Source organism: Nitrospirota bacterium, assembly GCA_016180645.1.
In the GTDB taxonomy this organism is placed as follows: Bacteria; JACPQY01; JACPQY01; order JACPQY01; family JACPQY01; genus JACPAV01.
In genome coordinates, this window is sequence record JACPAV010000004.1 from 172,294 (window position 1) to 193,878 (window position 21,585).

At 61.0% G+C, this 21,585-nt stretch carries 22 protein-coding genes; 14 read left to right on the top strand and 8 right to left on the bottom strand.

Annotation, left to right across the window (positions count from 1 at the left end; all coding sequences use genetic code 11):
* Nucleotides 1-20 precede the first annotated feature (20 nt).
* From HYT87_03840 to HYT87_03855, 4 genes are all read right to left on the bottom strand, one after another.
* Nucleotides 21-1,388: a sigma 54-interacting transcriptional regulator gene (locus tag HYT87_03840; protein ID MBI2058880.1), complete on the bottom strand. Its 1,368-nt coding sequence runs from the start codon at nucleotides 1,386-1,388 to the stop codon at nucleotides 21-23.
* 90 nt (nucleotides 1,389-1,478) lie between these two features.
* Nucleotides 1,479-1,922, bottom strand: coding sequence for a VOC family protein (locus tag HYT87_03845; GenBank protein MBI2058881.1), 444 nt, complete (start codon nucleotides 1,920-1,922; stop codon nucleotides 1,479-1,481).
* 76 nt (nucleotides 1,923-1,998) lie between these two features.
* Nucleotides 1,999-2,166, bottom strand: a complete 168-nt coding sequence (locus HYT87_03850; GenBank protein MBI2058882.1) for a hypothetical protein — start codon at nucleotides 2,164-2,166, stop codon at nucleotides 1,999-2,001.
* Nucleotides 2,167-2,237: 71 nt separating this feature from the next.
* Nucleotides 2,238-5,732, bottom strand: coding sequence for a hypothetical protein (locus HYT87_03855; protein ID MBI2058883.1), 3,495 nt, complete (start codon nucleotides 5,730-5,732; stop codon nucleotides 2,238-2,240).
* A 130-nt stretch (nucleotides 5,733-5,862) separates the two neighbouring features.
* Between HYT87_03855 and HYT87_03860 the strand changes: the two genes are divergently transcribed.
* From HYT87_03860 to HYT87_03880, 5 genes are all read left to right on the top strand, one after another.
* Complete coding sequence (locus HYT87_03860; GenBank protein MBI2058884.1) at nucleotides 5,863-6,669, top strand: crotonase/enoyl-CoA hydratase family protein; 807 nt, start codon at nucleotides 5,863-5,865, stop codon at nucleotides 6,667-6,669.
* A gap of 81 nt (nucleotides 6,670-6,750) precedes the next feature.
* Entirely contained in the window at nucleotides 6,751-7,395 is a 645-nt protein-coding gene (locus HYT87_03865; GenBank protein MBI2058885.1) for an HAD family hydrolase, read from the top strand.
* Entirely contained in the window at nucleotides 7,395-8,414 is a 1,020-nt protein-coding gene (locus HYT87_03870; GenBank protein ID MBI2058886.1) for a hypothetical protein, read from the top strand. The genes HYT87_03865 and HYT87_03870 overlap by 1 nt, the downstream gene beginning before the upstream one ends.
* A 107-nt stretch (nucleotides 8,415-8,521) precedes the next feature.
* Nucleotides 8,522-8,998, top strand: a complete 477-nt coding sequence (locus HYT87_03875) for a response regulator (protein MBI2058887.1) — start codon at nucleotides 8,522-8,524, stop codon at nucleotides 8,996-8,998.
* Nucleotides 8,995-9,939, top strand: coding sequence for an MBL fold metallo-hydrolase (locus tag HYT87_03880; GenBank protein ID MBI2058888.1), 945 nt, complete (start codon nucleotides 8,995-8,997; stop codon nucleotides 9,937-9,939). Before HYT87_03875 ends, HYT87_03880 begins: the two co-directional genes overlap by 4 nt.
* Here the strand turns inward: HYT87_03880 and HYT87_03885 are convergent.
* Nucleotides 9,923-10,354: a hypothetical protein gene (locus HYT87_03885; GenBank protein MBI2058889.1), complete on the bottom strand. Its 432-nt coding sequence runs from the start codon at nucleotides 10,352-10,354 to the stop codon at nucleotides 9,923-9,925. The genes HYT87_03880 and HYT87_03885 overlap by 17 nt on opposite strands.
* 4 nt (nucleotides 10,355-10,358) lie before the next feature.
* On the bottom strand, nucleotides 10,359-12,302 hold the full coding sequence (locus tag HYT87_03890) for a hypothetical protein (GenBank protein MBI2058890.1): 1,944 nt from the start codon (nucleotides 12,300-12,302) through the stop codon (nucleotides 10,359-10,361).
* A 129-nt stretch (nucleotides 12,303-12,431) separates the two neighbouring features.
* Between HYT87_03890 and HYT87_03895 the strand changes: the two genes are divergently transcribed.
* The 9 genes from HYT87_03895 (at nucleotide 12,432) to HYT87_03935 (ending at nucleotide 20,521) form a co-directional block, all read left to right on the top strand.
* A complete protein-coding gene (locus tag HYT87_03895; GenBank protein MBI2058891.1) occupies nucleotides 12,432-12,662 on the top strand; it encodes a hypothetical protein in 231 nt (76 codons plus the stop codon).
* A 68-nt stretch (nucleotides 12,663-12,730) separates the two neighbouring features.
* Nucleotides 12,731-13,495 (top strand): RNA methyltransferase, encoded by a 765-nt coding sequence (locus HYT87_03900; protein ID MBI2058892.1) that lies wholly within the window; start codon nucleotides 12,731-12,733, stop codon nucleotides 13,493-13,495.
* A gap of 23 nt (nucleotides 13,496-13,518) precedes the next feature.
* Nucleotides 13,519-14,847: a UDP-glucose/GDP-mannose dehydrogenase family protein gene (locus HYT87_03905; GenBank protein ID MBI2058893.1), complete on the top strand. Its 1,329-nt coding sequence runs from the start codon at nucleotides 13,519-13,521 to the stop codon at nucleotides 14,845-14,847.
* Between the two features lie 6 nt (nucleotides 14,848-14,853).
* On the top strand, nucleotides 14,854-15,816 hold the full coding sequence (locus HYT87_03910; protein ID MBI2058894.1) for an SDR family oxidoreductase: 963 nt from the start codon (nucleotides 14,854-14,856) through the stop codon (nucleotides 15,814-15,816).
* Nucleotides 15,817-15,923: 107 nt separating this feature from the next.
* The gene (lepA, locus tag HYT87_03915; protein ID MBI2058895.1) at nucleotides 15,924-17,738 is read left to right on the top strand and encodes an elongation factor 4; all 1,815 of its coding nucleotides are present in this window, start codon (nucleotides 15,924-15,926) and stop codon (nucleotides 17,736-17,738) included.
* Nucleotides 17,738-18,487, top strand: a complete 750-nt coding sequence (gene lepB, locus HYT87_03920) for a signal peptidase I (protein ID MBI2058896.1) — start codon at nucleotides 17,738-17,740, stop codon at nucleotides 18,485-18,487. Before lepA ends, lepB begins: the two co-directional genes overlap by 1 nt.
* Before the next feature lie 9 nt (nucleotides 18,488-18,496).
* Nucleotides 18,497-19,072 carry a hypothetical protein gene (locus HYT87_03925; GenBank protein ID MBI2058897.1) on the top strand — a complete coding sequence of 192 codons (576 nt, stop codon included), beginning with the start codon at nucleotides 18,497-18,499 and terminating at the stop codon, nucleotides 19,070-19,072.
* 84 nt (nucleotides 19,073-19,156) lie between these two features.
* Entirely contained in the window at nucleotides 19,157-19,825 is a 669-nt protein-coding gene (locus HYT87_03930) for a hypothetical protein (GenBank protein ID MBI2058898.1), read from the top strand.
* Between the two features lie 309 nt (nucleotides 19,826-20,134).
* Complete coding sequence (locus tag HYT87_03935; protein MBI2058899.1) at nucleotides 20,135-20,521, top strand: AbiV family abortive infection protein; 387 nt, start codon at nucleotides 20,135-20,137, stop codon at nucleotides 20,519-20,521.
* Between the two features lie 145 nt (nucleotides 20,522-20,666).
* On the opposite strand, the gene HYT87_03940 is transcribed toward HYT87_03935, so the two are convergent.
* Together HYT87_03940 and HYT87_03945 are read right to left on the bottom strand one after the other, a co-directional pair.
* Entirely contained in the window at nucleotides 20,667-21,176 is a 510-nt protein-coding gene (locus HYT87_03940; GenBank protein MBI2058900.1) for a putative toxin-antitoxin system toxin component, PIN family, read from the bottom strand.
* A gap of 12 nt (nucleotides 21,177-21,188) precedes the next feature.
* Complete coding sequence (locus tag HYT87_03945) at nucleotides 21,189-21,407, bottom strand: ribbon-helix-helix protein, CopG family (protein MBI2058901.1); 219 nt, start codon at nucleotides 21,405-21,407, stop codon at nucleotides 21,189-21,191.
* Nucleotides 21,408-21,585 lie beyond the last annotated feature (178 nt).

The following is a 21,585-nucleotide window of genomic DNA, read 5'->3' on the forward strand; positions in this document are numbered from 1 at the left end:
GAATCCTTCATGAAGGACGCCTATTTGTCAATGCTCTTGGCGACGGTTTCGCCGAGGCCCCACTGCTTGATTTTCTTCCAGAGGGTGACGCGCGTGATGCCGAGGAGGGCGGCGGCTTTCATGCGGTTGCCTTTGGATTCTTGAAGCGCCTGCTCGATCACTTTTTTCTGCTTTTCGGGATCGAGGCCGCGGAGGAGGTTGACAGGCCGTGAGGGTTTGGCGGCGGGACCGGCCAAGATTTCGGGTGGCAGATCTTTTCGTTCGAGGGTGTCCGAGCCGCACCGGACGAAAGCGTACTCGACGGCGTGTTCGAGTTCGGTGACGTTTCCCGGCCAGGGATATCCCATGAGCTCGGCGAGCGCCTTTTCAGAAATGCCGGAGATGTCCTTCCCGTAGCGGCGCTTGCTTCGCTCCAGAAAGTGCTGAACGAGGAGGGGAATGTCCTCGCGTCGCTCCCGGAGGGGAGGGAGATGGATCGGGATGACTCGCAATCGGAAAAGGAGGTCTTCCCGGAAGTGCCCCTCGGCCACGAGGCGGCGGAGATCCAAGCTGGTGGAGGCGATGATTCTGGCCTCGGACCGGCGGGCGCGGGTCTCCCCCATCCGGCTGTACGACTGGTCCCGCAGAAGTTGAAGTGTTTTCTGTTGGAGGAGCGGCGGAAGTTCACTGACCTCTTCAAGATAGACGATTCCCGAACCGGCCAAATCGACGCGGCCTTGGCGTTCACCCAATGCAGCCGACTTTCCACCACCGAACAGTTCCACTTCCAGCAGATCGGCCGGCATCCCTTTGCAAGCGAGGGCGGAGAATGGGTGTGTTGCCCGCGGGCCACGTAGATGGATGGCGCGGGCGACGGTTTCCTTGCCCGTGCCGGGCTCACCGGAGATCAGCACAGGGGCGGGGGAGTCGGCCGTCTGATCGATCAGCCGGAAGACCTCCAGCATCCGGGCGTCCCGGGTGGTCAGTCCGAAAAACGAAAACCGCTGGGTGGCGGCTTCGCGGAGCCGGACTTGGTCGGTGATGTCTTGGAAGGAGACCGCCAGCCAGGGTTCCGAGGATTGGGTGAGCCGCCGTGCGGAGAGGCTGAACACCCGGCTGCTGCCGTCCGATCGAACGGTTTCGATGACGCGGCTTTCCGATGGTGTGCCGGAGCAAAGCTCGTCGATGGGGTCGGTCCCAGGTGCCGCGCGGAGTCCCAGGACTGCATCGATACGCGCGCCGGGAAGCGCATCCACGGAGGTCTTCAGGATAGTTCCCGCGGCCGCGTTTCCGAACCGGACGACGCGCTTGGAATCGGCGATCAGGATCCCTTCACGCAGCGTGGCGAGAAGGAATTCACTCGCCTTTGTGAGTCCTATCGATGCCTGAAAACGTCCAGCTTCATCCACCTCATATCATGTTAACTTAACATAATATCCGTGTCAAGTGATACGAATATTACTGATAACTTTACTGTGAAACGTGCTAGTATCTTGAAATTACAATGGTTCGTAGTGAGAGTCTTTTGCGAATGCATCAGGCATCCCTTTCCAATCTGACTCGGGTCGGTCGACGGTGAATTCGACCGTGTGCCCATCGGGGTCCTGCACGTAGATCGAACGGGAGACGATGTGATCGGCGGTTCCGACCACGGAGATGCCCTTCGCCAAACAATGTCTGTACAACCGCCCAAGTTCTTTTTCATCACTGACTGTCACGCAGAAATGGAAGAGGCCGGTGGCCCGATCGGGGGGCGCCGGCGCTTCTCTCCCGGCGTCGACCAAGGCCAAATCGTGGGAATGTCCTCCTCCTTCGAGGAACACCATGCCCGGTCGTTCGCCGACCCGCTCGAAACCAAGCTCGGTGTAGAATTTTTCTGATCGGTCCAGGTCGCGCACTTTGATAACCACGTGGTTGATCCCTCCTAGGTTGAATTGGGCCATGAGTACCTCTCTCACCGAGCGTATCAAATTTTGAGGGTGTAGCGGGATTGTTCGGCGACCGAACGATCGCGGGAAATCAGACGAGGAGATCGATGATCGTGCCCAGGTTGTCGATTTGGATCCCCGCCTCCACGGTTGCCTTCACGGCCTTCTGGGCGAAATCGAGCTGGGCATTGAGGGCTTGGATGAGCACATCGTTCAGCGGGGCGATCGAGACCGATCCGGCGGGGGAGACTCCGTCCATTCGAGGTGGATCGGCGGCCTTGCGCGGAACTTGAGGCTCCGCCTCCGGTTTTGTTGCCGGTCCGCTTGAGGTTAGGGCGCCAAGGCGAACAGGGAGCCGGTCTGATCGAAATCGAGGAAGTTGCCAAACAGACCCTTCTTGCCGCAGATATCCACCTGCACGGTGAGCCAGTTCATGAGCGCGTTGAGGACGCGGTCGTCGGACGCCACGTAGCCCGCCGACGGCAACGTGCCGATCGACCGGCTGCACACGGCCCGGCTCGAATCGGTGAGCTCGCCGATCAGGCGATCGGAGACCTTTACCAGCCCCTTCAGGGCCGGATCCTTGAATTGGAGGTAGAGCAGGTAGCCTCCCCCTTGGGCGGCGCGATAGGGGCTGTCGGCCGCGGCTCCGACGGAATCGAGCAGGGCTTCATTGATGAGCAGGTTGTCCTTGGCCATCGCCCCCGCGAAGTGGGCGGCATCGCCGCGGGAGATGAGAGCGGATTGGTCCTTGTCGCCTTTCTTGTTCTTGCAAATGAGGGCGCCATCTTTTGTCTTGCCGTCCGGGCACGCCGCGGCATCGGAGCTCACTTCGGCCTCGATTTTCAGTTTGAGGAGGCTGCCGCTTCCGCTCGTGGCCGGTGTGAGCGCGCTCAAACCGGACTGGAAGAGAACGCCCGGATAGACTTGGAAGGCATCGCCCAGCACGGCGGTGAGGGTGGGCGAGCCGATGGCCAACTCGCGGCTGGAAACGCCCACGGAAGGATCGACGACGGCTTTGCCGAGCTTGGTGAGAAGCGCGGCCTGAGCGGGCCACAAGGCGCTGTAGTCGATGGCGAGTCCTCCCTCGGTTTTGGGGAGCCTGAAGGCCGCCGCGCTCGAAGGAGCGGGGCAACCTTCAGCCAGGATCGAGCCTGCCCCGGTGGCGGCGAACGCGCCGAAAGATTCTGGGAAGAAACGGATGACGATTTCGTCGCACGCGTTGAGCCGGTTGTCACCATTCGAATCCACAAAGCGGAGGACGGCCTCGGCGCTCGTGCTGTTTTCGAGCGCGGATACGACGGCGGGTTTCGAACCGGCATTGCCGTGGATCCACTCGATGGCCGCCTTGGCGGAGGCGCGCGAGGTTTCCAGTTTCGACGCGGCTCCCGTGTTCTTCACCGCGCCTTCCAGGATCTTGAGCATCATGCCGTCGAGCTGGTCGATCGTGGTGAGAATCTGGCCTGCGGTGTCGACGTCGAAGGAGAGGCTGCCGCTCAGGAGCGAGGTCGCTTCGGAGAGCAGCGAATTGATGTCCACGTGGGCCGCGGCGAAGTAAAGCCCCGCATGAACGCCTTGTCCGATCGCCGCCAGGAAGCGGAAGGCCGCCTCGTTGTAGACGCCGCCCAGATCATGCGTCGTTTTGCTGAAAACAACTTTCGTGGTCACGAGACGGTAGCCTGCGGGCGCGTTGATGTTCACGCCCATGGCGGCGATCGAATCGGCCAGATCCTTGCCGCATTGGGCGAGGCCGCGCTCCGCGCAGGGCGTATCGGGGGAGATGATGCCGATGAGCGGGCCCATCACGGAGTTGATGTCCAGGCTCGTGGCCGTTTGGGAGCCGAAGCTGAAGATTTGGGCGAGGTCGGCCATCGGTCCCAGGAACTGAGCCAGATCGTAAATGACCTGGAGGAAACGCGCGCGGTCCAGCGCATCCGGAGAAATCGTGCCGAGTTTCTGGAGCAGGAGTTCCGTGTTGGAGCGTGTGCCCCCGGAGACGGGCCTGTCCTGGTATGCAGAAGCAACACGGGTCTCCAGATACCGAAGGAGGTCCTCAGCATCCGGCTTGCCATTCCCGTTCGCATCGGCCTTCAATTCTTCTTCGGTGGCTCCCGACAAGGTTTGCATGAGTTCTGAGTCCGCCGTGGAGGAGGTTTTGGTCGCCGCGGCTGAGTCCGGCAATGCGGCAACGGCCTCGCCGAAGGTCGGCTTGCAATGCTCAACAACGCATGTGCTCTGCGTTTCGCCTTTGAAGGTCACCGGGGAGCGACCGTCGCACTTTTCCGCTCCGTCGTACGCGATGGAAAGCGTTTCTTTTCCGCGGAGTTCGATTGTGCCGGAGAGCGGTTCCTGGTCGCAGGCCGTGCCTCGCACGACCTCTTTGAGGTGGGCTTCGACCCGGCCGACCGTCGGCTCGTCCTTGGGGGGCTTCGTCGGTTCCCCACCTTTATAGGATCGCGCCACGACAAGCCCGCCGTTGTAGGTGATCGTGTCGGCTCCGCCTTCACGGATACGAAGATCGTCGTACGAGGCGGTCATCAGACCGGCCCGCCATCCGGGGGCCCCGTACTCCGGGTTCTCACTTCGGTTCGGGTCCAGCCAGGTGTAGGACGCGGTGCCCTTCAGTGTCGTTTCCCCGGCCTTCGTCTCGATCTTGAGCGAGCCGACGGAGAGCGGCAGGCGTTCGCTGAAGCCGGTAATCTGCGCCCAGAGGTTCATCTCGGCTTCGATGAGGCGGATGGAGCTGTCCGCCGACCGTTGTCCGCGAATGAACGCGGAACCCTCGGCGCGGTAGGAGAGATTCGGGGACTTGACATCGAGCGGTTGGACGATCGTCATCGTGAGGTCCACGGCTTCCGCGCTGACTTTCCCTTTCAGGACGGCTTCGCCGTCAACCGAGATCTTTTCCGATTTTCCAAGTGACCGGGAGCACCCGCCTGTGATCGTGATGTCCAGGAGGCCGGCCGCGGAATCGGATCGATCCGTCACCTTTGGGCACGACTCGGCAGCGGCGGTGGTCGTTCCTGTCTTGCCGCCGGTGGAGGCGCCGGAGGAAGAGCCGGTGGAACTGCCTGTCGATGCTCCGCCGGTGGAGCCGGTGGTCGTTCCGGTCGGTGGAGGTGGCGGCGGGGGAGGCGTCGTCGTGCCGCCAGGAGATGTCTGGAAGAAGGGGGAACGGCGCGGAGACTTGGATGGGGTGGTGGTACCGGTGATGATGGAGCAGAGCTGCGATCCGTACTCGGTCAGGATTCCCGAGCACGATTCTTCGTCGGACATCATGAGGGCTGCCTGATCGGAACACAGCATTCCTTTGTCGGCGTATTGACACGTGGAGGATAGGGAAGGGTTAGTGACGGACCCCGGACACGCGCACATCTTGGCGAACAACTCTCGGCACTTGGCACCGAGTTGAACGGCTTTCTGCCCCGAGGGACAGGTGCCCCCTGTGGTGGGTGTGCCGTCTTTCCCCGTCTGACTGTTGCCCGTGGCGCCTTTGGAGTCGAATTTGTTGATTGCTGTCTCGACTTCACCGAGGTCGATGCCCGGCAGGTTCAACATCATATTGGCCGCCTCGGCCTTGAAAGCCGAGTCCCATTCCTCCCTCGCTTCCGTGGCGTCGAACTTTCCCGCCAGATCCACGGGAAGCGGCTCCAGCCACCGGTAGGCATCCGATGCCTTCGTCAGCACCGCCGGCTGCACGCTTTGCTCGATGTTCTTGGCCTGCCCCTCCACACCCTTCGGCCCTTCATCCGTGGCGAGTGGAAGCTCGCAAGCGGCCAGGCCGAAGACGCATAAGGGTAGAACTAGGATTCGGAATGGGTTCATGACTTTCCCCCTTTCGGTTGCTCCCCTGCGGTTCCCATACGGGTTGGTGGAACAGATTACCTCTTCCACTCGGGGACATCAAGCGGTTGATATCGCGGTTCGGCCTCTATAGTCTTGCGGAGGAGTTCCTGTGGCAAAGGAGAACGCTTCCTATGAACGGCGCGGCGCGGCGGCGATCCTTCGTATTACCCGCCCGGAGCGGCGGAACGCGGTGGACAGCGCGACGGCGAAGGCCCTGTTGAGTCATTTCCGCGAATTTGAACGCGACGAATCCGCGCGCGTCCTGATCGTGACCGGAGACGACAAGGCGTTCTGCGCCGGATGGGACCTCAAGGCGGCGGATTCCGCAACCGATCCCGATGAAGGCCCGATGGGTTTCACACGGGTTTTCTCGACGAAACCGACGATCGCCGCGATCAACGGCTACTGCGTGGCGGGCGGGCTGGAAATCGCGCTCTGGTGCGATCTCCGCATCGCGGCAACCGATTCCGCCTTCGGCTGTTTCGAACGCCGTTGGGGCGTCCCGCTTTTGGATGGGGGCACTCAGCGGCTTGCTCGCGTGATCGGACTCAGCCGAGCACTGGAACTCATCCTTCTCGGGCGGGCCGTGGATGCGGAAGAAGCCCTTCGATTCGGACTGGCCAACGCGGTTGTTCCGCCGGCCCAGGTTTTGGAAAAGGCCGTCGAGTGGGCGGAACTCATCGCGTCGTTCCCGCAGGAAACGCTCCTCGCCGACCGCGAGGCCGCGATCAAAGGATTCGGGTTGCCGCTCGATCAGGGGCTCGCCCTTGAGCGCCGATTGGGGCTTCAAACCGTGGCGGTCGCCCTCAAGGGCGCGGCGCGATTCAGCGGTGGCGCGGGCCGGCATGGAGCAGGCGTGCCAGGAGGGCAGCGTCCCGACCCTCCAGCGGTGTCCAAGGATGGGCGCCGCAAGTAGGTCGGGGGAGTTCCGGATCTCAAGAAGTAAGCCGCGCTTTCCGTTTCCCACGAAGCGCGTGCTTTGCTACGCTTTCGCTCCATGAACAGAGCCGTATTTCTGGATCGCGACGGAACCGTTTGCGAAGAGGTGGGTTACGCCAATCACCTTTCCCGGATTCGACTCCTTCGCCCGTCCGCCGGCGCCATCCGCCGGCTGAACAAGGCCGGCTTCAAAATTATCATCGTTACCAACCAGGGCGGCGTGGCCAAAGCCTACTTTCCCGAGAGCTTTCTCGCCCAGGCGCACGGCTACTTGCGGGCAGAGCTTCGCAAGCGCGGGGCAAAGATCGATGACGTGTACTACTGCCCCCATCACACGGACGGCGAGGTGAAAAAGTACACGCGCAAATGTGAATGCCGGAAGCCCAGGACCGGCATGCTTCTGGCGGCCTCTCGGAAACACGGGATCGATCTCCGGAGCAGTTTCATGGTGGGCGACAAAGGCGTGGACGTGGAACTGGGCAAGAACGTTGGGGCGAAGGCGATCCTCGTGAGGACCGGTTACGGAGCCGGCGAGGTGGCGTTCAGAAAGAAATATTGGAAGGCCCGTCCGGACTACATCGCCGATGACCTCGCCGACGCCGCGCGCTGGATCCTGCGGAAAGGCCGCATGATCGTTCCACTCGCCGTCCCCGGAGCGAAGAGAAGGGGGCCGCGGAACGGCTCGTCCCGGAACCGGCGCTGATGGCGAAGCGGCGATCCGCTCCCGTTCGAAAGTCCGAACTCAACCGAATTCTTCGGGCCCTTCCGAAGCTCAAGGCCGGCGTGATCGGCGATCTGCTCGTGGATGAATACGTCGTCGGGCGCACGTCCCGCGTCTCCCGTGAAGCCCCGGTCCTGATCATCCGTTACCAGGAGTCACGGTCCGCCCTCGGCGGCGCGGCCAATACCGCGAACAACGTCGCCTCCCTCGGCGCCCGCGTGCGGCCGCTGGGCACGGTGGGGGAAGACGCCGCGGGGCGTTCCCTCACGGCGCAACTCCGGCAGGCGGGAATGGATACCTCCTGCGTGCTCGCCTCGGCGGAAACGCCCACAATCACCAAGACGCGAATCCTCGCGGGCGGACTTCACACCGCCGTCCAGCAGGTCATCCGGATCGACCGGGAACCGGACCAGGGTCCTCCTGCCGCCGTGGAGCGCCGGATTCTCCGCGAAGTGGACCGCCTGGTGAGGACCGTGGACGTGATCATTCTCTCCGACTACGGTTACGGCGTCCTCGGCGAGGCGGTGGTCGCCAGGCTAAATCAACACGCGCGCGAAAAAAAGCCGCCGATTTTTGTTGATGCGCAGAAAGATCTCTTGCGCTTCCGGGGGATGAAGGCCATCACGCCAAACGAACCGGAGGTAGAGGAAGCCCTCAAAGTGAAACTCTCGACGGACGATGAAACGATCCTCGCCGGGCGGACACTTCTCGAAAGATCGGGTCACGCCTGCGTAGTCATCACCCGCGGGCGGAAAGGGATGGCGGTGATCGAGCGCGGAGCCGAGCCGGTTCTGCTGGACGTTTTCGGGACGGATGAAGTGGCGGACGTAACCGGAGCCGGCGACACCGTGGTGGCGACGCTGGCCCTGGCCGTGGCGGCAGGCGCGGGCTGGCGGGAAGCAGCGGTCCTGGCGAATATGGCCGCGGGAATCGTCGTCACGAAATCGGGAACCGTCCCTATTACCCGCGCGGAGCTTTCAAAAGCCGTTTCGTCTCTGTAATATTCCCCCGATGCCCAGATTCTATGACCTTTCCAGTCATCGTCCCCTGAGCGAAGCGTAGGGGGGCGATGGTCCACAATAAGACGAGAGCTCAGAGGTAGGCCCGAATGGCTGAAGCGGTTGCGCACCGACCCAAACTTCGGTTCAAGCCGACGGACGAAACCCGCTTGAGTTCCGTCTCGGACCCGGCTAATGTGAGCAGCCACATGGCCAAGAAGCCATACACGGTAGTCGTAGCGGAGGACGATCCCGTTTCGGCCAAGATCCTCCTGAACGAGCTCCAGAAGGCTGGTTTCAAGGTCCAAGTATTCCCAAACGGGGGCGAGGCGATCCAGGCCATCAAGCAGAGCCCGCCCGACGTGGCCATTCTCGACCTGATGATGCCGAAGCTTCACGGATTCGAGGTCTGCCGCATGATCAAGACCGACGCGGCGCTGAAATCGGTGAAAGTGATGATCCTGACGGCGCGTGCCTACAAGCCGGACCAGGACAAGGCCATGGAGCTGGGCGCCGATGGATTCGTGCTCAAGCCCTTCGCGCCAAACGAAATTATTGAAAAAATCCGCAAGCTGGCGGGCGGATGAGCGCGGGTCACCACACTCCGGCTGAATCGACCCCGGGTTTTTTCCGCGTCAAGTTCTGGGGAACACGCGGATCGATCGCCACACCCGATCCGGCCTGTCTCGGATACGGCGGCAACACGGCCTGCACCGAAGTTCGCGTGGATGGCGAGGTGATCGTGATCGACGTGGGCACGGGAGGTCGATTGCTTGGCTCCGCGTTGGCGAAAGAGTACGTGGGCAGGGAGTTCACCGTCCACCTTCTCATCACGCACACGCATTGGGACCATATTCAGGGCTTCCCCTTCTTCCTGCCGGCGTATCTGCCCACGGTAAAGCTGAAGATCTACGGCCCGGCGGGAACCGACAAGCCCATCGAGAAACTGTTCCGGGACCAGATGGACACTTCCTATTTCCCGGTGCCGCTGACCGACTTGTCATCATCCATTGAATTCAAGAACCTCCGCGGGGGGGACGAATTCGATATCGGGCCGATGCGGGTGAAGGCCTTCTACCTGAACCACCCCTGCATGGCGCTCGGCTACCGGATCGAGGCGGGCAAGAAATCGATGGCCTACATCACGGATCACGAGCCCTACCGCCATCTCCTGTTCCGCCAAAATCCGCTGGCGACACGGCTTGCGAATCGCGAGCAGATCGAGCGGCTCGATCACGGCTTGGTGGAGTTCGTTCAGGGCGTCGATCTCTACGTGTGCGAAGGCCAGTACACCAAAGAAGAGTATCCGCAGAAAATCGGATGGGGCCACACCTGCCTGGACGATTTGGTTCAGTACGGCATCGACGCGAAGGTGAAGAAGATGCTCCTCATCCACCATGATCCGATGCACGACGACGGATTTGTGGACAAAATGGTGGCCCACGCCCAGCAGCTCATCAAGAAATCCGGCCAGCCCATCGAATTCGCAGGCGCCCGCGAAGGCTTCGAAATCAACCTGATCGGCTGATCCGTTTCTCCTTTTCGGCGAGCCCGCATAACTTCCCTTCTATCTCCAGAGCGTAGACTCGCAGGAGGGCACGTTCCGGATCCAGTACCGCGTGGTAGCGGATATCTTCCGTTCCGGCGGTGCGGATGAAGAGTTCGGTCGAGTTCTTCTTGTCGATGAGTTCAATGCCTTGAATGGCGGCGATCGGGAATACACAGATCCGCTTCCGCGCGCTTCCGGCGGTGAGATCCACAATGGCCGACCCCACGATTCCGCCGAACTCCAAGACCGGCTTCCCCTCCCCGTGACTGACTTGGTAAAAATGGGCGGAGAGGTCCGTTTCCCATCGGGAAAGGGTCCGGACGAAATCTTCAACAACCTCCGAGGGAAAGTGCTCCGCCGCGACTTTCCTAATCCTCTTGCTCAGGAGTTCCAACGACCTACTTCTCTCCGCGGGGGATGATGACGGGTGATCCTGTCTCCACGTAAGTGCGGAAGAACTCCTGGACTTGGCGGGAGGCGCGGTCGTCCTCGAAGACGACCCAGTGGCGCCCCTGTTCGTATTGCTGGTCGCCGCCCGTGAGCTTGACACCGGTCGGAACGGATACATTCAAAGAAACCGGGGGCGTCAACGGCTCCCTGCCCAACACTTGGAGGAACGGCACGTCCTTCATGAGAGGCGTGAGCATATCCACGCCGAGTGCTACGGCCAGAGCTTCGTTAGTGGAGGGAGGCAGATAGACGTCCTTGAAGCCCTCTGTCATGAAGACATGCTTGGGCGCGTCGGTATTGATCATCACGTAGGGAGCATAGTTCACTGGATCGACCGGCTCGGTGACGGATTGAAAGAGTGTGAGGAGAAAGTAGAATTCGTCCACCGGCTCGCCCGCCACGCCGAACCAGGATTTCAACGTCTCCCCCGCTTGTTCGGGGGTCACCCCGAGGAGGTCGGCGATTTCATCATCGCCCTTGAACAGCCGGTCCTTCACGAAATAGATCATGTTTCCACCCGAGCCGCTGAGCATCGCCGCCTTCACGTCCGGGTCGATCATGAGGTACGGCACGCCGGTCGTCGTCCCCTGCGAATGGCCCATGAAAAGGATCTTGTTGGCATCGAACGTGATGGGTAGTTTCTGGGTTGTGATCTCGGCGGGCACGACGAGCTTCCGGACGAGCAGCGATGTTTCAAGCGTATCGAAAGCGGCCTGACGGAGCAGATCGAGTGAGGAATTCACGTTGGTGAGATTCACCGTGAGCATGATGGCGGGGACATCGGAGGGATTTCGCGCGCCGTGGAGCGGTTGATCGATCGCGATGACCGCCGTATCGATCTGGGCGAAAAGGCACGGGAGGTCTTCATTCACGAAACTGAACCGGTCGCCTCCGGTTCCGTGCATGTAGATGACAACGGGGAAGCCGGTTGACGGCGGTGCGGATTTCGGGAGCGAGAGGCCGAACGAAAGAGTTTCTTGCGTTTGGGGCTGAGGGGTTCCGTCCGGTGCGAGGACAAAGATCCCGGTTCCGGGGTCGGCGTAAGGCGCAGGTCCTGAGAGGAAGTTCGGTTCCTGGAACTTCCCTTCGTAAAGGTCGAAACATTCACTCGCCTTCTTGAGTTTCTTGGTTTGGATACTCGTGGCAGTTGGGGAGGGCAACTGGCGCAGGTACTCGGCCCCCTTCAGGAGTGGACCCAGCACGTCCTGGGTGGTGAATACAGCCGCGGCAGCGATGTCGTCGCCCTTCGCCAGCACGCGGGACCGAACGAACTTGAGGTCGGTGGCAAGATGGCCCTGCTCGGCTTGGAGGAAGGTTTCCATCGAGCCCAGGCTGAGCCCGTCGGCGTCTTCGACAGTTCGCGTGAGAACGGCGGCGTATCGGGAGGCGGGGCGCATCGGGAACCCCGGGAACGGGAGCAGCACGAGCGTATTCGCGGGCGAGAACTTGGTGGACTCCTTCAGAAACTTGATTAGAAGGGGTACTCGTTCGCCGAGATACGGGGAAGTGGGATCGACATTGACCAAGAGCGCCGACGAACCGGGGAGCAACGTATCGAGCGGCGTTTGCGGCAGTGTTGTTTCATCCAGCGGAGCGTTGAAATAGAAATAGACCGCCCCGCTCGTGCCGAATGCGCGGAAACGCGTTTCCACCTGCGGTAGAAACAACCTCAGAAGCAGATTCTCGTTTCGGCCCGGCAGCCGCGAGAGATCGACAAGCCCTTGCGCGTTCAATCTGGTGTCGTCCGGAAACGGCGCCGCGAAAAAATCCTCGGCAAGTCGCACCGGCTCGTAGTTCGCCCTCGTCGGGTTCTTCGCCGGATTATTTTCAGCCCCGCATGAGATTGCCACAACAGACGCGAATAGGCTGGCTGAGAAACGAAGGCATTTCATGAGGCCATTCTACGGTCTGGGGCCTTCCTTGCAAGAGTGGAGAAGATAATCGATCATGGGGAAGAAGATGCCCGAACCTCCCGCTGAACGGAATCGGGAATGCGAGAGTGGGCCGAAAGGAGGCGAAACATGGAACAACCAAATCAGCTCGGCAACACGGGCGCATATGCCCCCTGCCCTTGCGGGAGCGGCAAGAAGGTCAAGTTCTGCTGCGGATTGAAGGAAGACGTCGATCCGGAGAAGCCCGCTTCAGCTTCTGCGCAAGTCGAGAGCAAACGACCTCCAGCTTCACCGACACGGGGAAAGTCGGGCCCCTCCGACGCCTTCATCGGCTACCGACACGGGAGACGCAAAGTCTGAGAGGAGGTCGTCCGCTCCCGCCTGTAACGCCGCTTGCCTTGCAAGGGTGAAGCGATGAGAATGCGGCGATGTCGAAAGCCGGGGCGCTCCTCAAACAGGTCCGGTTCGTGCTCGTCCGGCCTCAAACGCCGGGGAATATCGGTTCGACGGCGCGAGTCCTGACGAACTTCGGCTTCACCCATCTCTCCCTCGTCGAACCGGCCGCGGCGCTCGATCATGAAGCGGTGAAGTTCGCCGTCCACGGAAAATCTCTTCTGATGAAGGCGCGCCGCTGTGCGTCGCTGGAAGACGCGGTGGGCGGTGATCACGTGGTGATGGGCATGACCCGCAGGCTCGGCCATCGGCGGAGACATCACTACCTCACTCCGGAGCAGGCCTGCGCGATGGTGCGGGACGTCGTCGCCTCTTCCCGCGTTTCGATCCTCTTCGGGCCGGAGGATGACGGACTGTCCAACGACGATCTCCGGTTCTGCCATTGGCTGGTCACGATCCCGTCTCCCTCGACGCACAATTCGATGAATCTCTCGCATGCCGTGGCGGTGATGGCCTACGAACTGGCGCACCAGATCTCCGAAGGACGCGTCTATTCCCGCGCCACCGCCTCGGAAATGGAATCATTCTTTCAACACCTGCTTACCGTCCTCCACCAGATCCGCTTTCTGAAAGCCCACGATCGTCACCGGATGATGATGAAGTTCCGGCATATCTTTCACCGCGCCGGACTGGACCAGAAGGAAGTGAAGACGCTCCACGGCGTGCTGAGTCAGATTCAGTACACGCTCGGCGTGCGCAAGGGGATCGACTTGAAGAGTTCGGCAGAAGCTGATACCTGAGAGCGTACCGCACAGGGCTCATCGTGGATATTTGCGTTATTGGAACCGGATACGTCGGTCTCGTCACGGGCACATGCCTGGCCGAGACGGGCAACCGCGTCGTCTGCATGGACATCGACGAAAAGCGGATCCGCTCGCTGGAACACGGCCAAATCCCCATCTTCGAACCCGGCCTCAAGGAGCTGGTAACGCGGAACGTGAAGGAAGGGCGGCTCCGATTCACCACGGATCTTCGCAAGTCGCTCGATGGCGCGCTCCTCTGTTTCATCGCGGTGGGGACACCGCCCCTCAAGAGCGGCAAGTCGGATTTGTCGGCGATGTTCCGCCTGGCGCGGGACATCGGGAAATATCTGACTCAATACACGATCGTCATCGTGAAGAGCACCGTTCCCGTGGGCACTACGATGAAGGTGAAGCAGATCATTCAGAAATCGGCCCGATCCGATTTCGCCGTCGCCATGAACCCCGAATTTCTCAAAGAGGGCAGCGCCGTCGATGATTTCATGCGGCCGGATCGGGTGGTCGTCGGCGTGGAGCGCGATGACGTGGCCGGCATTCTGAAACGGCTCTACGCGCCTCTGGTCAGAACCGAACATCCCATCATCGTGATGGACATTGCCAGCGCCGAGCTGACGAAGTATGCGGCCAACGCCTACCTGGCCACCCGCATCTCCTACATCAACGAAGTCGCCAACATATGCGAACGCGTGGGGGCGGACATCGAGATGGTACGCAAGGGGATGGGCGGCGATGCCCGCATCGGTTACCAGTTTCTTTTTCCCGGCGTCGGATACGGCGGCTCCTGTTTCCCGAAAGACGTCGATTCGCTCGCGCACTTCGCCAAGGCGGCCGGCTACCGTCCCGACCTTGTGGGTGCTGTCAATTCGGTCAACCGGAGACAGAGACAAATTCTCTTTCAGAAGGTCGTGAGACATTTCAAGGGCTCCGTGGCGGGGAAGACATTCGCCGTGTGGGGTCTCTCCTTCAAACCCAAGACGGACGACGTGCGGGAGGCGCCCTCCATCGACATCATCCGCTTGCTCCTCCAGGCCCGGGCGAAAGTCCGTGTATACGATCCCGTCGCCATGCCGAACACGCAGAAAATATTCGGCCACCGACTGCAATACACGAAGAAGCCCCTTGAAGCCGCCCGAGGAGCGCATGCGCTTCTCATCCTCACCGAATGGCAGGAGTTCCGATCGCCCGATTTCGCCCAGCTCCGCGAGACGATGAAGTCCTGGGCGATTTTCGACGGGCGGAATCTTTTCGACCCGGCCGTGATCCGCAACGAAAAATTCTTCTACTACGCCTTCGGACGTCCGCCGGTGACCGGTTCGCGGGCTTCGAGCTGAGGCCCCATGGCGAAGGGTCGGGTCGTCATCACCGGAGGGGCCGGTTTTATTGGCTCCCATCTGTGTGAGGAACTGATCCGGCGCGACTACGACGTCACGTGCATCGACAATCTCCTCACCGGCGATCTGGCCAACATCCAGCCCCTCTTTGGAAATCCGAAGTTCATGTTCATGAAAATGGACGTGACGAACTTCATTCACGTGCCGGGGGAGGTGAACTACATCCTCCATTTTGCCTCGCCGGCTTCGCCGGTCGACTATCTCCGGCACCCCATTCCAACGCTCAAGGTCGGCGCGCTGGGTACGCACAAGGCCCTGGGCCTCGCGAAAGAAAAGAGAGCTACGTTTTTTCTTGCCTCCACCTCCGAGATTTACGGCGATCCGCTCGTGCATCCTCAACCCGAGTCATACTGGGGGAACGTGAACCCGATCGGACCTCGCGGCGTGTACGATGAGGCGAAGCGCTTTGCCGAGGCCCTATCGATGGCCTATCACCGGAACCACAAGATCGACGTCAAGATCGTCCGCATCTTCAATACTTACGGCCCGCGGATGAGGCGGGAGGACGGCCGCGCCGTGCCCACGTTCATCAACGAAGCTCTGGCGGGCCAACCGATGACGATCTTCGGCGACGGAAAGCAGACGCGAAGCTTTTGCTTTGTGACGGACCTGGTGGATGGAATCCTCCGGCTTCTCTTCTCCGATTTCAACGGCCCCATGAACCTCGGCAACCCGGCGGAGTACAGCATTATGGATCTGGCCCGCATGATCGCCAAGCTCGCGGGCGTCCCGGAGAAATTCCGAAACCAGCCGCTGCCGGTGGATGACCCGAAGGTTCGACGCCCGGACATTTCCCTGGCGACGCAGAAGCTGGGGTGGTCCCCCCGCGTGCCCGTCGAGGAGGGCCTGAAGGTCACGATCGACTACTTCCGCAAGAGCGCTTCGCCCTCGGGGCGCCCGATTGAATGAAGCCTCGGCGCAAATCGTACGCAGGCTCAAGCCTGCGCCTACCTAGGACTCACCTCTTGGGTAGCCGCGGGCTTCAGCCCGCGTCATTGCGTTGGGGGCTTTAGATGATCCCTCCCGAGCGGATACGCAACTTCTCCATCATCGCCCACATCGATCACGGGAAGTCCACCTTGGCGGATCGCATCCTGGAACTGACCGGGGCCGTGTCCAAACGCGAAATGCGGGCGCAATACTTGGACAGCATGGACCTCGAGCGCGAACGCGGAATCACGATCAAAGCTACGCCGGTTCGGCTCGAATACAAGGCAAAGGACGGTCAAATCTATCGCATGAATTTGATCGACACGCCCGGCCACGTCGATTTTTCCTACGAAGTGTCCCGCTCGCTTGCCTGCTGCGAAGGGGCGGTGCTCGTGGTGGACGTCTCCCAGGGCGTGGAAGCCCAAACCCTGGCCCACGCGAACATCGCGATGGAGTTGGGCCTGGGTCTGCTCCCGGTTCTGAACAAGATCGATTTGAAAAACGCGGATCCCGAACGGGCGTGCCGCGAGATCGAAGAACTCCTGGGGCTCGACACGGCGGACCACGTGCGTTGCAGCGCAAAAGAGGGGGTGGGCATTCAGGACGTTCTCGAAAGCGTCATCCGGCTGATCCCTCCCCCCAAAGGAGACCGATCCGTTCCGCTCCGCGCGCTCCTGTTCGACAGTTGGTTTGACGATTTCCGCGGCGTGATCGTCGTGGTGCGCGTATTCGAGGGGCACATCACCCCCGGGAAAACGATTCTCTTCATGTCCAATCAGAAAACCTACTTGGTCGAGGAGGTGGGCATCTTCGCTCCAAAGCCGGTAAAGGCCGACCGGCTTGACGCCGGAGATGTGGGCTACATCATCGCCGGGATTCGGGAGGTGCGCGACACGAGAGTGGGCGACACGGTGACCGAGAAGGAACGCCCGGCCTCGGTGCCTTTCCCGGGATTCAAAGCCCTGAAACCGATGGTGTACGCAGGCTTGTACCCCGTGGACTCGAACGACTATGAAGACCTGCGCGATGCCGTGGAGAAACTGCGGCTGAACGATTCCTCGTTCACCTACGAGCCGGAAAATTCGGTGGCGCTCGGATTCGGCTTCCGCTGCGGATTCCTCGGGCTGCTCCACATGGACGTGGTTCGGGAGCGGCTTGAACGCGAGTTTGGACTCTCCGCCGAAGGATCGCTCATCTGCACCGCGCCGACGCCCCTCTTTGAAGTGATGAAGACCGATGGGGAGATCCTCCGCGTGGACAATCCGAAGAAGATGCCGGACGAGAGCCAGATCGAGCTCGTTCAGGAGCCGATCGTGCTGGCCACGATTCACGTGCCGACGCCGTACGTGGGTGCCGTACTTCAGCTCTGCGAATCGGTGCGCGGCGTTCAGAAAGAGCTCAAGTATCCCACACCCGACCGCGCCATGGTCCTCTACGACTTGCCTTTGAATGAAATCATGGCAGACTTCTTCGACCGGCTGAAGTCGGTGTCGAAGGGATACGCTTCGCTGGACTATGAATTCAAGGAATTTCAGGAAGCGGAGATGGTGAAAGTGGACATGCTGCTGAACGGCGAGCCCGTCGATGCCCTTTCGTTCATCGTGCACAAGCGGCGGGCCTACGATGAGGGGCGGGACATCGCGGAGCGCCTGCGAAAGCTGATTCCTCGCCAGCAATACGAGGTGGCAATTCAGGCGGCGATCGGCGGCAAGATCATCGCCCGGGAGAACGTGAAGCCGTTCCGGAAGGACGTGACGGCGAAATTGTACGGCGGCGATATAACGAGAAAAATGAAAGTCTTGAAGAAACAGAAGGAAGGCAAGAAACGGATGAAGATGGTCGGCCGCGTCGAGGTTCCCCAGGAGGCCTTTCTGGCGCTGCTGAGGAAAGGTCAGGCGTAATGCGGAAGAAATCGGTCTTTCGGGAGTACTTGGAGTCGTTCGCTTTTGCGGTGGTGGTGGCCCTGCTCATCCGCACATTCATCGTCCAGCCTTTCAAGATCCCGTCTTCCTCCATGGTCCCGACACTCCTCGTTGGAGACCACATTCTCGTGAACAAATTCCTCTATGGAACGAAACTTCCATTCAGCCCGGCGCGCTTCCTCCGGTGGAGGGAACCCTCGCGCGGCGACGTGGTCGTGTTCAAGTACCCCAAGGACCACAGTGTCGATTTCATCAAGCGATTGGTGGGCCTCCCGGGCGAGCGATTGGATATCTGCCCCAAGAGAATTCTGTTGGATGGCACTCCGCTGAATGATGGCTGGGGGCACTACGAACTGGATGAAGGCGGATTTCTCCTGGAAGGGACCTTTGCGGCGGCCGACTGCGTGCCCCTTGTGGTTCCATCGAAGGGCATGGGTGTCGAGTACACCGCCTCGCAGGTGCGCGTCAATCAAGAGGCCCTTAGCGACCAGGGGAGCCGTTTCGTGCGAGAGGCGATCGCGGTGGAGGAAACGGATGCGGGAACGGCGGTCGTGACGGAAGATCATTACTTCATGATGGGAGACAACCGAAACAACTCGCGCGACAGCCGCGCGTGGGGCTTCGTGAAAAACCGGGAAGTCGAGGGAAAGGCTTTTCTCATTTACTGGTCCTGGGACAAGGAGAAAAAACGCGTCCGCTGGGACCGTATCGGCAACCGGATCCGGTAGACGATTTCCGTGGGCCCGGCCCTGGCCCTCCTGCCGATTCTTTTCCTTGGCGGTCCACGTTCCACCCTGTCCTTCTGCGAACCGACTCGTCTGACCGCTGATCTCGAATCCGGCGCGCGCGAGGCCGCTGAAAACCTGCGTCGGGAGGAGAAGCCCTACAGCAGCCTGGAGGACCGTGCGCGGTGGAGGAGCGTCTTGCCGGCGGTAACCTTTCGGTCGAGTTTCTCGGAACGGACGGCCACCGCCACCGGATCGGGGACACGCTTCTACTCCGAAATCGATTCGGAAACCGTCCTCACATCATCCAGCGAGAGCGGCCTCGTGAATCAGCGGACCTCTCCGACGGGCGTCACCGTAACCGCGACGTGGAATCTCATGCCTTTGTTGTTCTCTTCCGGTGAGAACGCCGCGCGCGTATTCCGCAGGGAATCCTACATGCGATCCCGAAGGCGTAGCCGGGAACTGCTGGAAGCCGTCGAAACGGCGCGGGGCGCGATCCGCCGTGTCGAAATGGGCGCGGGTTCCCCGGTGTTGGAGTGTATTGAAGCTCAGGCGGCTGTGGAAAAGATCAGGCACCGAAATTGAAAGCCGATGGCTGAAAGCTGGTCCGCCTCAGGCGGACTGAGCGCTGAATGCTGACGGCTGTTTACCTCACGAAAGGAGGATCCGATGAACCACTACCTGTGGGTTGCCGCGATGGCGGCGTGGTTGATGTCGGTCCGGGGGACTTTCGCGCAGGAGTCGAATCCTGTTGATTCGCTCCTCGCAGAAACACCGCCGGTATCCGACGTAGTCGAGGCGGCGCTCCGCCATGCGGACGTGTTCCGGGGCGGGGTCAACCGATGGCAAACCCGATCCCGGGCCAAGGCCGTCCTGCCCGTGTTCGAGGTCTCCGTATCGAGAAACGTGGGCGACGGCACTTCGGTTGATACCTCGCGGACGATCTTCGGATCGGCGTCCACCGAGACCAGCCCGGGCCAGTTCGGGAACATCATCGAAGGTCCGGATGACCGCACGCTTCGCCAGTCGAAAGACGAGGGAAAGACACTGCGGTTCGCCGCGCGATGGTCGTTGGATGAGATGATCTTCAATCCCGACGAACTTCGCGCCGCACGGGAGGCGCAGAATCTCGTCGATCTCCGCGGCGGATTGTCGCGTCAGGTGGTGGACCTCTACTACACCCGCCTCAAACTGCTCGCCCTGCTTCGACTCCCGAGCGGACTGGGCCTCGTGGAGAGAACGGACAAGCAGCTCCAAGCCGACCGCGCCTCCGCCGAGCTCGACGCCCTCACCGGCGGCTTCTTCGCCCAGGAACTGAAGCGGTTGAAAAAGAAGTAGCGTAAAGCGTTCAATCCCCCGCGCGCTTCCCCCTCATGGGGAGTGAAAGAACCTTCCCCTCTCCCCGAGCGGGAGAGGGGGAGGGGGCTGATCGCCGTCGAGGCTGACACAAGGGAACTCCAGCAGATTTCAGAAGTTCTCGATTTGATTCTCGTCGGCTGGCAGGCCGAGCAGTGTGGTGATAGGATGCGCATCGATACATGACCCAGGGGGACGAAAAGAGTTAGACGGTTGAACAAAAGACCGTACCCTATTGGCGCTACAATATCAGGGCACAATGGCAAGTTAATCAATGGTTAGGCAGCTTCAATGAGCGGCAAGAAATTGACTCAGCACCGCGGAGAACTCTCCCTTGCGATGATCGCGGAGGGAATAAACGCAGCTCGCGCAAATGCAAGGCGCCTGCTTGATGATGCGAAGACTCTGCAAGATGCGGGTCGAACGCACAGCGCTGTGGCACTCGCCATCCTTAGCATAGAAGAGTCAGGGAAGATCTCGATCCTCCGGCAGATGGTGTTATGCGAGAGCGAAACAGAATGGCGGCACGCGTGGAAGGACTATCGTAGCCACACAAGTAAGAACACGGCGTGGATCCTCGGCGAGCTTGCCGCAAAGGGATATTGGGGTCAAGGCTTTACTTGCCACATAGTGGCCGTTGGAACCGCTTGGAACGGGCGCATGGGCACCGGCGCATAACTCGAGCGGTCGGGGCTAGACACGGGGCGTGACACATCTGGACGAGGATTGCGCGGAGTTTTGAGGTTGAGGGTGGAGCCGGAGGCAGTGGGAATCGGACGAATAAACGCGGCCAGCGGGCGGACGTGCGGAAGTTCGTTGGCGGTCAGCGGGTCCCAACTTGCTCGGTTCGGATAAGCAGTTCGGCGGGGGTAACGATCTCGATCCCTTCGTGCGTCCCCAGGACAAGCAGATCCTTGTCGCCCGTCACCAGTATATCCACCCTCGCCTTAACAGCGGCGGCCAGGATCGCATCGTCGTCCGGATCACGACAAACCCGCGGGGGGTCGCCCTCAGCGTCAACGACCTCACAAAATCTGCGGATGTTCGCGATGCGCGCGTCGGCCTCCGGCCCCGCGTGCCCGACCTTGGGCAGATGCTCCTTGAGTTCATCGAGCACCTGCGGGCTCACCACACTTTGGAACGTTCGCAAGGCCGCATGCGCCAGCAGACGGTGGCAGACCCCCAGTGTCGCAAAGGCTGAAAAGAGCACATTGGTATCGAGGAAAACCCGGCTGCGTGTGGCCGGTGAGCGCCCCGGTGCTCGACCTTGCCCGGCCAAGCGGGGCGGCGCCAAGATGGCAAAGCGGTTCCGCGACTGGCCGGATGCCACCAAGCGGGGAGACCCTCAGGAAACCATGTCGAAGATCTGCTCTTCCGAGACGATCCCGCGGGCCGCGGCCCTCTTGCGCGTTTCAGCAGCCAGCTCCTCGAACTCCTGGAGAGCCAGCTGTCGTTGGAGAGCTTCCCGGACAATGGCGCTCCGTGGGAGCCTCCGCTTCCTGGCGACGGCGGAGAGTTGTCGGACAAGGTCTTTGGGGAGGCGAACGGTAATCGCGGCTTCCATGTCTGACAATGTAATACAACCCGGGTGCGGTGTCAATGCCGTCGGGTCCGAACGGGATCTGCACGGCTGGGGTCAGGCGTGGGGGTTGATACTTTGGGTCCAGCGTGTTTCGACAACCCTTGGGGCAGCACGGACTATCCTGATCCTGAAATCGTGATTGCGAGCATTCTCTCGATGC

Excerpts from the sequence above, each read along its gene's own strand:
- HYT87_03870 (MBI2058886.1), top strand. The coding sequence starts at position 7,395 with ATGGCGAAGCGGCGATCCGCTCCCGTTCGAAAGTCCGAACTCAACCGA.
- HYT87_03875 (MBI2058887.1), top strand. The coding sequence starts at position 8,522 with ATGGCTGAAGCGGTTGCGCACCGACCCAAACTTCGGTTCAAGCCGACG.
- HYT87_03930 (MBI2058898.1), top strand. The coding sequence starts at position 19,157 with ATGAACCACTACCTGTGGGTTGCCGCGATGGCGGCGTGGTTGATGTCG.
- lepB (MBI2058896.1), top strand. The coding sequence starts at position 17,738 with ATGCGGAAGAAATCGGTCTTTCGGGAGTACTTGGAGTCGTTCGCTTTT.
- HYT87_03895 (MBI2058891.1), top strand. The coding sequence starts at position 12,432 with ATGGAACAACCAAATCAGCTCGGCAACACGGGCGCATATGCCCCCTGC.
- HYT87_03910 (MBI2058894.1), top strand. The coding sequence starts at position 14,854 with ATGGCGAAGGGTCGGGTCGTCATCACCGGAGGGGCCGGTTTTATTGGC.
- HYT87_03890 (MBI2058890.1), bottom strand. The coding sequence starts at position 12,302 with ATGAAATGCCTTCGTTTCTCAGCCAGCCTATTCGCGTCTGTTGTGGCA.
- HYT87_03855 (MBI2058883.1), bottom strand. The coding sequence starts at position 5,732 with ATGAACCCATTCCGAATCCTAGTTCTACCCTTATGCGTCTTCGGCCTG.
- HYT87_03935 (MBI2058899.1), top strand. The coding sequence starts at position 20,135 with ATGAGCGGCAAGAAATTGACTCAGCACCGCGGAGAACTCTCCCTTGCG.
- HYT87_03945 (MBI2058901.1), bottom strand. The coding sequence starts at position 21,407 with ATGGAAGCCGCGATTACCGTTCGCCTCCCCAAAGACCTTGTCCGACAA.
- HYT87_03865 (MBI2058885.1), top strand. The coding sequence starts at position 6,751 with ATGAACAGAGCCGTATTTCTGGATCGCGACGGAACCGTTTGCGAAGAG.
- HYT87_03850 (MBI2058882.1), bottom strand. The coding sequence starts at position 2,166 with ATGGACGGAGTCTCCCCCGCCGGATCGGTCTCGATCGCCCCGCTGAAC.
- HYT87_03845 (MBI2058881.1), bottom strand. The coding sequence starts at position 1,922 with ATGGCCCAATTCAACCTAGGAGGGATCAACCACGTGGTTATCAAAGTG.
- HYT87_03900 (MBI2058892.1), top strand. The coding sequence starts at position 12,731 with ATGTCGAAAGCCGGGGCGCTCCTCAAACAGGTCCGGTTCGTGCTCGTC.
- HYT87_03880 (MBI2058888.1), top strand. The coding sequence starts at position 8,995 with ATGAGCGCGGGTCACCACACTCCGGCTGAATCGACCCCGGGTTTTTTC.